Genomic DNA, 10769 nt, shown 5'->3' on the forward strand with positions numbered 1-10769 from the left:
TAACAAGTTAATCATTCTAGCTATATGTCTTAACGTTTTGCATGTTCAGTTTTCAATGTTCATTTTGTTCTGTCGTTTTTTGCGACTTCTATACTTTATCACCGTCGAAACGCTGAGTCAAGAAGTTTTTTGAAAAACTTTTTTGTCGTTAATTTGTTGTTTCGTTCTTGACGACGTTTATTATAATACAACATACCGAGTTAGAATGTCAACAATAAAAACGAACAAAATAATTACTCGTTTTTATTGTACACTCCTCAAGGCTTCACTTTGTAGTATCTATGCATGATTACATTACTTTTTGTAGGTAACTTTTCAATCACAATAAGACCTTTTTCTACTAAAAATTCAATAAAAACTTCTAGATCCACAGAATACTTTTTCAGTTCCTCTTGTTCATGAATTTCTTGTATAGTCCAAAATTCTTTTGCAGATAAAACTTCTAATATATGTTGGGCACCATCTTTTGTTCTTGAATGAATAAGAAACTCGCTGGCTAAAAATAATAGCTCTAGTCTTTTCTCTAAAGATTCTCTACTTGAAATAAGTTCATCATATAACTTATATATAGAAGGATCTAGCTGTTTCACTTGTTTCCACACCATTACTTCAGGATGCATCCCATTTTCAAATACAGCTAAACGTGCTAAATGATGCAAGGAATCTACTATATGGTTATAGGCATCTAAGTAATTCAACTGCTCGAAAAACAGTTTTCCCTCCATATATCTTCTGCTAAGCTTAGCGAATTCAATTCCCATTCTAACCTTTCTACCGTTTATAGGAAATTCATAAAGCTCCTTTTTTAGATTTTCTACATATTCATTGCGATCAAAAACAACTCGGCCATTGATCAGCCAATCCACTAATTTAGGATTGGTGCCAACGAGCAACCATTTTCTTAGCTGTTTCTCTGTAATAATATGCATAGCTGCTTTTTTATCATCATACGTATAATGTTTAGTGAAAATAGGTTGTTCCGACTCTTTCGTAACAATTAATAAAATAGAATCAAAGGTATCTGTAATAGGGCTAACTTCTTCTCGCTTCTCTATTAATATGATCCCTAACGTATTTGGCTCACTAGCTCTTTCTTGATAAATTGGTCTCAATAACGCTTCCAAAATGAAGCCTCCTTTGTTTCCTTCTCTAAATAGATTTTCGACAATTATTTTAAATTTCCTTCTATAGTTTACTTCAAAACATTACTTTATAGTAAAATATGATATAGTGGACTAAGAATTTAGGAGGCTAAAATATGAAACCCTATAAAAATAAAATAAATCGGATACGTTCTTTTGCGTTGGGACTTATATTCTTTGGATTCATTATCATGTACGGCGCAATCTTCTTTAGAGAAAATGCGTTATTAGTAACAATCTTCATGACTCTTGGATTACTGTCGATTATAGGAAGCACGGCTGTATATGGTTGGATCGGTTTGCTGTCTACTAAGGCAGTTCAAGTTGTATGTCCTAACTGTGGGAAACACACAAAAGTCTTGGGTAGAGTAGATATGTGTATGTATTGTAAAGAGCCACTTACACTTGATCCAACCCTAGAAGGACAGGAATTCGATCAATCATTGAATAGAAAGAAATAAGTAGACACTTTGCTTTTTAGCAAAGTGTTTTTTATATTAACATAGTATACAATAAAGAGAAAACTTTGAGGAGGACAATTGCTTGTTAGTTGTGACGTTAATCGAGAGATTAGCTATTATTGTAACCATTGCTTTTTTATTGACTCGTTTTAAGTTTTTTCGAAAGCTATTTGACTATCATACAATAATGTCCACGAAACAAAGGATAGCTCTAACTTTAGTTTTTGGATTATTCGGAATCATAGGTACATACACTGGGATTATAGTAAATCCTTTGGATCAAACCGAAGATCGTTGGACAAGAGTTTTAACATCAGAGGAAGCACTTGCAAACTCACGGGTTTTAGGGATTGTTATCGGCGGGTTACTCGGTGGTTTTCGAATAGGCTTTGGTGCTGGAATAATAGCTGGGGTCCACCGTTTTTTCCTTGGAGGCTTTACGGCTATTGCATGTGGCCTCGCTACCATCATAGCCGGTTTTATTGCCGGGCTTATTGGAAACAAATTACGCAAACAAACACGTATATCTCCTTGGACTGCGCTTATTGTTGGTGGCATAGCAGAAGCAATTCAAATGTTAGTAATATTGCTAGTAGCGGACCCTTATCCCCTCGCTTTAGCATTAGTGAAAGAGATTATGTTACCGATGGTCGTCACAAATGCTATTGGTTCTGCTTTATTTATTCTAATCATCCGAAATGTTCTGCAAGACGATGAAAGAACAGAAGCTAATGGTGCACAAAAAGCGCTCCAAATTGCCGAATCCACTCTCGATCATTTGAGAGCCGGACTCACCTATACTTCAGCCAATAAAGTTTGTGAGATTATTTTTTCAAAGACTTCCTCCCTTGCGGTCTCGATGACTGATAAAGACACTATATTAGCCCACGTAGGAAGTGAGAGCAGCCACCATATTTCAGGTAGTCCTATACAAACAGAATCTACACGACAGGTTATCAGATTAGGTGAGCTGCAGACTATTGGTAGAGAAGAAATACTGTGTAACCACGTAAATTGTTCACTAGGGGCGGCAATTATTGCACCTATCAAAATCAAAAATGAAACAGTAGCTACTTTGAAAATTTATGTACAAAATGAAAACTTAATAACTCCTTCACTGGTTGAACTAGTTCAAGGGTTAAGTAGCATGTTTGGACATCAACTAGAACTCTCCGAATTGGATCAGTTGAGAGAGCTTGCAAAAGAAGCAGAAATTAAAGCGCTTCAAGCGCAAGTAAATCCTCACTTTATATTTAATGCGATGAATACAATTGTTTCTTTGATAAGAACTAATCCCGATCGTGCACGTTCCCTTTTAGTAACACTTGCAAACTTCATTCGACAAAACGTTGAAAACTCTTCCAGTGGGCTAGTTACTCTCTCGAAAGAAGTTGAACTTATACAATCCTACTTGTTAATAGAGGAAGCTAGATTTGGAGATCGTATTCATGTAAAGTATTCCATCGATGAAAATGTGTTAGGAATTAGCATCCCCTCTATGGCCATTCTTACCTTGGTCCAAAACTCGTTTAAACACGGCTTACAAAAAGTAACGAAAAATGGCCTTGTGGAAATTACTATTAAAGATGAATTAGACTATATTAGCATTTTCGTTCGTGATAATGGTCAAGGTATCGATGATTCTAGGAGACTTTCACTTCTTCATGACAAAGTAGAGTCAGAAAATGGGACTGGAATTGGTTTATATAATTTACATATGCGACTTAAGAAAATGATTCATCAATCAGATGGGCTCCATATTCAGAGTGATATAACTGGAACTACTATATTCTTCTTCGTACCTAAAATAACTATAAAACAAGAGGTGAAACGTCCTTCATGACATTAAAAGTTGTAATAATAGACGATGAACGCTTTAGTAGAGAAGAGCTTTCTTATTTACTTTCCAAACATAGGGACATAGAAATTATCGGAGAGGCAGATTCCTCTGAAAAAGGACTTACACTAGTAGCAAAAAAAGAACCAGATATTGTATTTGTGGATATCGAAATGACAGGTTTAAATGGGATAGAGTTTGCAAAGATAGCTAGTAAATTAAAAAAGCCGCCAATTATTATTTTCGCTACAGCTTTTCCAAATTATGCGATAGAAGCATTTAGCGCAAATGCAACGGACTACTTGTTGAAACCATTTGACCCTAGGCGTATAGATGAAACAATCAATCGTATTAAGGAACTTTCCAAGCCAGAACATTCTCGACCAACAATTCTAAAGCTGGCAGTCCATGAAAATGAGCGAATTATTTATATTGAACCTAGTTCGGTTTTATTTGTTTATAGAAATGAGCGAGATACCATTATTCGAACTTCCAAAAATGAATACACGTCTAGGTATACACTAAAGGAGTTAGAAGAAAAACTTTCTGACTATAATTTTTACCGTACACATAAAAGCTTTCTAGTGAATATCGAGCAAATTGCTGAGGTGTCCGCATGGAGCCCAAGTATTTATCAAATAAAACTTAATGGTGTTTCCGAACAAATTCCACTGAGCAGAAATTATGTAAAAGACCTTCGGGAATTACTAGAAATTTAGGAGATGACACGTCATCTTCTTTTTTTAACCTCTCAGACAACCATTTCAACATATCACGCTGAACTTTAACAATTTAGTAACAATTTGAAATAGACTGATAGTATAACTTATTAAAACTTAGGAGGAATTCAATGTACACTTTTCTAGGTTCCATCGTACTATTGGTCATAGCGTATTTTACTTATGGAAAATATGTCGAAAAAGTTTTTGGAGTAAAAGAGAAACGTAAAACACCAGCATATACAATGGCAGACGGAGTCGATTATGTTCCAATGACCAAAAATAAGAACTCCCTTATTCAGTTATTGAACATTGCTGGGGTAGGACCTATATTCGGTCCGATCATGGGAGCTCTATATGGACCCGTTGCATTTTTATGGATTGTATTAGGGGCTATTTTTGCAGGAGCAGTTCATGATTACTTAACCGGAATGATTTCTCTACGTAATAAAGGGGCCCACTTACCGGAGCTTGCAGGGAAATTTTTAGGTAAAGCTTTCAAGCATGTTGTAAACGCTTTCGCACTTTTATTATTAGTATTAGTTGGTACTGTATTCGTGTCGTCACCTGCAGCTCTACTTGGAGATTTAACAAAAGGTTGGATGTCTGTAGGAGTTTGGGTAATTATCATTTTTGCATACTACATTTTGGCAACTGTATTACCAATTGATAAAATTATAGGAAGATTATATCCGATCTTTGGTGCACTTTTACTAATCAGTGCAGTAGGAATTGGAGGAGCTCTTTTAATCCAAGGATATACGATTCCCGAAATAACATTATCTAATTTACACCCAGATAATTTACCGATCTTTCCTCTGTTGTTCTTGACTATCTCTTGTGGAGCATTGTCTGGCTTTCACGCAACTCAATCACCAATGATTTCACGCACAACACAATCTGAAGGACAAGGACGTTACATTTTCTACGGTATGATGATTGCAGAAGCAATTATTGCAATGATTTGGGCAGCAGCTGCAATGTCTATCTTCAACGGGCAAGATTTAAACACATTACTTAGTACGGTTGGGACTGCGGGTATCGTAAAAGAAGTTTCTATAACTACGTTAGGTGCTGTTGTTGGAACTGTTGCTGTACTTGGGGTTGTTATTCTTCCAATTACTTCAGGGGACACTGCTTTTAGGAGCGCTCGCATGATTGTTGCGGATTATATTGGAATGGCTCAGCAAAAAATATCTAAGCGCTTCCTTATCGCAATTCCAATGTTCGTTATTGCTATCGGTCTTACCCAAGTAGATTTCACTATACTGTGGAGATATTTCTCTTGGGCCAACCAATCTACCGCAGCAATTGCATTATGGGTCGGTGCAATGTACTTAGCTCTCCAAAAGAAAAACTTCTGGATTGCAGCGATTCCAGCCACCTTCATCACGATGGCAACTTTAACTTATATTTTTAATGCACCAATCGGTTTTGGCCTATCTATGCAAACTTCTTATATAGCTGCCATTATAGGAACGGTAATTATAATTATCGGATTCTTCTGGGGGTTAAAACGCAAACTAGATGCCGCTGAAAATGGATTTAAACCTATCATTCTAGATGATGGACTTGGTACACAAACAAACTAAGAAACGCAAAAAAACGAGCGTAGTCAATACGCTCGTTTCTTATTGCACTTTAGTTGCATGCTCTTTACAAGTAGGGCATGTTCCGTATATTTCCATACGATGTGAACTTACCTCAAAACCAGTTAAATGGGCAGCTAAATGCTCTACCTCATCAAGACCAGGATAATGGAAATCCACAATTTTACCACAGGCATTACAAATCATGTGGTAATGATCATTCGTAATAAAATCAAATCTACTAGAAGCGTCGCCGTACGTTAGCTCTTTTACTAATCCAGCTTCCCTAAAAACACGTAAGTTATTATACACAGTTGCAACACTCATGCTTGGAAATTTACTTTCAAGTGCTTTATATATATCGTCCGCAGTGGGATGGGACATAGATTGGATGATAAATTCCAATATCGCATGGCGTTGAGGTGTAATTCGTACACCAGTTGATTTTAGCGTATCTAAAGCATCTCTTAAATGTACTTCCGTCATCGCAATGCACCTCTCTTCATATTTATTATTAATTTATAATTGTTATAATAAGTATAAAGAAAAAATGAGGGTGCTGTCAAATTTTTAAAGCACTAGAGAAATAACGTGTACCTTTAGTAGCCTCTCTCCATATCAATTATATTTTCAAAATGATTACCTTCATTCATCCATTCGGATAAGTTTCTTGAAAATATTTCTAGCACTCTAACGATATATTGCGAGGAATGACTAGAAGCATGTGGAGATACAACGACATTATTCATGGTCCAAAAAGGATGTCCTGCTCGAAGCGGTTCTTTTTCGAATACATCCAAAACTGCGAAAGCAATACGTTCCTCTGTTAAAGCCCGAAGCAATTCCTCTTCCTTTACAACATCCCCTCTACCGAAATTCATAAAGATGGCGGATGGTTTCATACACTGAAAATGCTCATACGTTAGTAAATTTTTTGTTTCTGCCGTGCTTGGTAGAATAGATATCATAATATCTATAGTTGGCAACGTTTTTTTGAGTTCGGCAAAGGAAATCATTTCGTCCATAGAAACAGCCGGTTTACCGCTTCGATTACAGCCAATTGTACGAACACCAAAAGCTTGCAAAATTCTGCCTATCTCACTACCTATCGCACCTGTACCAAGTATTAATGCGGTGGAGCCAAAAAGCTCAGATGAATTCACTTTTGGTGACCACTCGCCATTTCTCTGATTTTTAGCCATAACAGGTAGTGATTTTTTGATAGAAAGTATATGGGCCAGTACAGACTCCGCCATTGGGATTTTATGAATTCCTCTAGCATTTGTCACCATAATATTCCGACTAGCAATTTCTTTTAATGGCATTTTTTCTAATCCAGCTGAAGCAACCATAATCCATTTTAACTGAGTTGCTGTTTCAATATGACCTGCATGTAAGTCATCTCCATAAGTTACAAGGATGTCTGCTGATTTTAATGCTTCTTCATCTAATGGTTTCTGAAAAGTAAACTCTACTTGTGGGAATTGTTCTATTAAATTAGTTTGTTGGTCTGTTTTAGGATAAAACGAAAATAATACTTTCATATTATTGTCCACCATCAACTAGTTTCTTTAATGTATCTAGCGCCTCTTCCACATGCCCATTTACCTTTACTTTACGCCATTCTTTTACAACAGTACCTGTAGGATCTATTAAAAAGGTAGAACGCTCAATTCCCATATATTCTTTACCGAACATATTTTTTAACTTCCAAACTCCGTATGCTTCTGATACTTCATGTGTATCATCTACAAGCAGTGAAAAAGGAAGAGCATGCTTAGCGATAAATTTCGTATGTGCTTTGTCATCATCTGCACTTACGCCTAAAATGACAGCATTCAATTTTGCGAATTCTGCGTGGGTATCTCTAAAATCGCATGCTTCCGTTGTGCAACCCGGAGTTGAATCCTTTGGATAAAAATACAGAACGACATATTGCTTCCCCGCGAAATCATCTAGTGATATGATTTTTCCTTGTTCATTTTTCAATGAAAACTTTGGTGCGACCATTCCTTCTAGTACAGTCATTATTATCCCTCCTCTATTTCTACTACTATCGTATCGAAATAACGCTATGGATTCAATTTTCTTTAGCGTTTTTCACAATTTTTGTCTACAATAGGAGAAGACAAAATAAGCGGAGGTAATTTAAAATGAATTACACAAAATCTGAACAAATACAAATTGAAGCACTAGAACATATAGTAGGCGGTGTGAATAGCCCATCTAGATCGTATAAAGCAGTAGGCGGCGGGGCACCAGTCGTAATGGAACGAGCAGAAGGTGCTTATTTTTATGACGTAGATGGCAATAAATACATCGATTATTTAGCTGCATATGGACCTATTATTACGGGCCATGCACATCCACATATAACAGAAGCAATCACAAAAGCCGCTCAAACCGGCTTACTATATGGTACTCCTACAAAGCATGAAGTAACTTTTGCAAAAATGCTTAAAGAAGCCATACCTTCTATGGATAAAGTACGTTTCGTAAACTCAGGTACAGAAGCCGTTATGACAACGATTCGTGTGGCACGGGCTTATACCGGAAGAACGAAAGTGATGAAATTCGCTGGATGTTACCACGGACATTCGGATTTGGTCTTAGTAGCTGCTGGATCTGGTCCCGCTACGCTCGGTACTCCAGATTCTGCCGGCGTGCCACAATCTATCGCAAAAGAAGTCATTACAATACCTTTTAATGATCCAACTGCCTATAAAGAAGCGATGGAAAAATGGGGAGAGGAACTTGCATGTATACTAGTAGAGCCAATCGTAGGTAACTTCGGTATGGTGGAGCCAAACGAAGGCTTCTTGTCACTTGTAAGTAAAATTGCAAAAGACAAAGGGGCACTTGTCATATATGATGAAGTAATTACTGCATTCCGTTTTCACTATGGGGCTGCATCTACTATGTTAAATGAAACACCAGATTTAACAGCTCTCGGCAAAATAATCGGAGGAGGTCTTCCAATTGGAGCATATGGTGGGAAAAAAGAGATTATGGAACAAGTTGCTCCACTAGGACCAGCATACCAAGCGGGAACTATGGCTGGTAATCCAGCGTCTATGCAAGCAGGAATTGCATGTCTTGAAGTTTTGCAAACCCCAGGAGTATACGAGGAATTAGATCGATTAGGTGGAATTTTAGAATCTGGTATACTAGAGGCCGCGAAAAAAAATGAGGTAACTATTACGATTAATCGAATTAAAGGGGCACTATCTGTATATTTCACGGATATAAAAGTAGAAAATTACGAGCAAGCCGAAGCAAGTGATGGAGAAATGTTCGCTAAATTCTTCAAGCTAATGCTAGCGCAAGGGATTAATCTTGCACCATCTAAGTATGAAGCTTGGTTTATAACAACTGCACATACTGAAGATGATATAAAAGAAACAATTAATGCGGTTAATCATGCATTTGCTGAATTAAAGCAGTAAATGTATGATGCCCCTCGAAAGGATAGGATTCAATGAAATTAGGAGCTCGAGTATTTAAAACTGGAGTAGCTATTGTTTTCTCATTATTCATAGCAGACTTACTCCAGCTTCCTAGTCCTGTTTTTGCAGGAATAGCTGCGATATTTGCAATTCAGCCTTCTATTTATAGATCCTATTTGACTGTAATAGAGCAAGTACAATCTAACCTAATTGGAGCAGCAATAGCAGTGATTTTTGCACTCATGTTTGGAAATCACTTTATCGCTGTCGGATTCGCTGCAATTGTTGCAATAATGGTTATGCTAAAACTGAAACTAGAAAAAACGATTTCTTTAGCACTTGTAACTGTCATTGCCATTATGGAAATTCAAAGCGATAACTTCCTTACATTTGCTGTGATACGTTTTTCAACCGTTTTAGTAGGTGTCATTTCAGCATTTATTGTAAATCTAATATTTTTACCACCAAAATTTGAAACTAAATTATTTAATGCCATACACTATACACAAGATGAAATTATTCGTTGGATTCGGATTGCAGTACGACACGCTTCCGACCATAGCTCAACAAAACAAGCGATCCATCAACTAAACGACCGACTAGGTCGCATCGATCAATTGTATTCATTTTTCAAAGAAGAACGAGGATATACAAAAACAGCCATTCATACAAAAGGAAGAAAATTAGTTGTTTATCGTGAACTAATCTCCACTTCTTATAAAAGTTTAGACGTTCTGAAAAGACTGCATCTTCATGAGAATGAACTTTTGGAGCTACCTGAACATTTTCGGATGATGATCAAAGAACGCTTAGACTCACTTTTAACGTATCATGAACAGCTGCACTTGAAATTCATCGGAAAATTAAAACCCGAGCATATGGAATGGAACGATTCTGAAGCATTTCTACAGAGACAAGAAGTTATGGATATATTCGTCCAACAAATTGCTTTAACCCAAATTGAAGAAGAATTCTCCACATACCATCTTCTTCACTTGTTGTCCTCCATCTTAAAATACGAGGAACAGTTAGAGCATGTTGATACGTTAATCTCATCCTACCTAAATTTTCATAGCGAAGAACTAACCGTACAAATAGAAGAAACACCATACTAATATGAATTTGCCAACAGCCATTAGAAATCGAAACCTCGATTTCTGATGGCTGTTTTATTCGTGTTTGGACTTGCTTGGTTATGCTCGGTGGCGGATATTTTTGGATCGGATACGCACCTTTTATGATTGCATAGACACTCTTTCTGCTCGGATGCGGACACCTTTTGCTCGAATGATATTTTTATGCTCGGATGCGAACCTTTTATGCTCGGATAGACACTCTTTATGCTCGGTTGCGGACACCTTTTGCTCGAATGATATTCTTATGCTCGGATGCGAACCTTTTATGCTCGCATAGACACTCTTTCTGCTCGGATGCGGACACCTTTTGCTCGAATGATATTCTTATGCTCGGATGCGAACCTTTTATGCTCGGATAGAAATCTTTCTGCTCGGTTGCGGACACCTTTTGCTCGAATGATATTCTTATGCTCGGATGCGAACCTTTTATGCTCGGATA

The 10769-nt window shown here is 37.1% G+C and carries 10 protein-coding genes; 6 read left to right on the plus strand and 4 right to left on the minus strand.

Annotation, left to right across the window (positions count from 1 at the left end):
* Positions 1-257: 257 nt before the first annotated feature.
* Positions 258-1124 (minus strand): nucleotidyltransferase-like protein, encoded by an 867-nt coding sequence (locus FS486_RS12025; RefSeq protein ID WP_144511744.1) that lies wholly within the window; start codon positions 1122-1124, stop codon positions 258-260.
* 134 nt (positions 1125-1258) lie between these two features.
* On the opposite strand from FS486_RS12025, the gene FS486_RS12030 reads away from it, so the two are divergent.
* The 4 genes from FS486_RS12030 (at position 1259) to FS486_RS12045 (ending at position 5751) form a co-directional block, all read left to right on the plus strand.
* Entirely contained in the window at positions 1259-1603 is a 345-nt protein-coding gene (locus tag FS486_RS12030) for a YgzB family protein (RefSeq protein ID WP_144511746.1), read from the plus strand.
* A 91-nt stretch (positions 1604-1694) separates the two neighbouring features.
* The gene (locus FS486_RS12035) at positions 1695-3446 is read left to right on the plus strand and encodes a LytS/YhcK type 5TM receptor domain-containing protein (protein WP_260858107.1); all 1752 of its coding nucleotides are present in this window, start codon (positions 1695-1697) and stop codon (positions 3444-3446) included.
* Positions 3443-4159 carry a LytR/AlgR family response regulator transcription factor gene (locus FS486_RS12040; RefSeq protein ID WP_144511750.1) on the plus strand — a complete coding sequence of 239 codons (717 nt, stop codon included), beginning with the start codon at positions 3443-3445 and terminating at the stop codon, positions 4157-4159. The genes FS486_RS12035 and FS486_RS12040 overlap by 4 nt, the downstream gene beginning before the upstream one ends.
* Positions 4160-4290: 131 nt before the next feature.
* A complete protein-coding gene (locus FS486_RS12045) occupies positions 4291-5751 on the plus strand; it encodes a carbon starvation CstA family protein (RefSeq protein ID WP_144511752.1) in 1461 nt (486 codons plus the stop codon).
* Positions 5752-5790: 39 nt separating this feature from the next.
* Here the strand turns inward: FS486_RS12045 and perR are convergent, their stop codons facing one another.
* The 3 genes from perR to bcp all read right to left on the minus strand — a co-directional run bounded on the left by perR (position 5791) and on the right by bcp (position 7776).
* Positions 5791-6234 carry a peroxide-responsive transcriptional repressor PerR gene (gene perR / locus FS486_RS12050; protein ID WP_144511754.1) on the minus strand — a complete coding sequence of 148 codons (444 nt, stop codon included), beginning with the start codon at positions 6232-6234 and terminating at the stop codon, positions 5791-5793.
* A gap of 113 nt (positions 6235-6347) precedes the next feature.
* Positions 6348-7292, minus strand: coding sequence for a D-2-hydroxyacid dehydrogenase (locus FS486_RS12055; protein ID WP_144511756.1), 945 nt, complete (start codon positions 7290-7292; stop codon positions 6348-6350).
* 1 nt (position 7293) lies between these two features.
* Positions 7294-7776 (minus strand): thioredoxin-dependent thiol peroxidase, encoded by a 483-nt coding sequence (gene bcp, locus FS486_RS12060; RefSeq protein WP_144511758.1) that lies wholly within the window; start codon positions 7774-7776, stop codon positions 7294-7296.
* 125 nt (positions 7777-7901) lie between these two features.
* Here bcp and FS486_RS12065 point away from each other — a divergent pair, with 125 nt between their 5' ends.
* Both FS486_RS12065 and FS486_RS12070 read left to right on the plus strand, forming a co-directional pair.
* Positions 7902-9194, plus strand: a complete 1293-nt coding sequence (locus FS486_RS12065; protein ID WP_144511761.1) for a glutamate-1-semialdehyde 2,1-aminomutase — start codon at positions 7902-7904, stop codon at positions 9192-9194.
* Between the two features lie 32 nt (positions 9195-9226).
* Entirely contained in the window at positions 9227-10309 is a 1083-nt protein-coding gene (locus FS486_RS12070) for an FUSC family protein (protein WP_144511763.1), read from the plus strand.
* Positions 10310-10769: the final 460 nt, after the last annotated feature.

The organism is Bacillus sp. FJAT-22090 (assembly GCF_007676755.1).
GTDB lineage: Bacteria > Bacillota > Bacilli > Bacillales_A > Planococcaceae > Psychrobacillus.

Coding starts and splice junctions, on each gene's coding strand:
- perR (WP_144511754.1), bottom strand. CDS start 6,234: ATGACGGAAGTACATTTAAGAGATGCTTTAGATACGCTAAAATCAACT.
- FS486_RS12040 (WP_144511750.1), top strand. CDS start 3,443: ATGACATTAAAAGTTGTAATAATAGACGATGAACGCTTTAGTAGAGAA.
- FS486_RS12070 (WP_144511763.1), top strand. CDS start 9,227: ATGAAATTAGGAGCTCGAGTATTTAAAACTGGAGTAGCTATTGTTTTC.
- FS486_RS12045 (WP_144511752.1), top strand. CDS start 4,291: ATGTACACTTTTCTAGGTTCCATCGTACTATTGGTCATAGCGTATTTT.
- FS486_RS12055 (WP_144511756.1), bottom strand. CDS start 7,292: ATGAAAGTATTATTTTCGTTTTATCCTAAAACAGACCAACAAACTAAT.
- bcp (WP_144511758.1), bottom strand. CDS start 7,776: ATGACTGTACTAGAAGGAATGGTCGCACCAAAGTTTTCATTGAAAAAT.
- FS486_RS12065 (WP_144511761.1), top strand. CDS start 7,902: ATGAATTACACAAAATCTGAACAAATACAAATTGAAGCACTAGAACAT.
- FS486_RS12030 (WP_144511746.1), top strand. CDS start 1,259: ATGAAACCCTATAAAAATAAAATAAATCGGATACGTTCTTTTGCGTTG.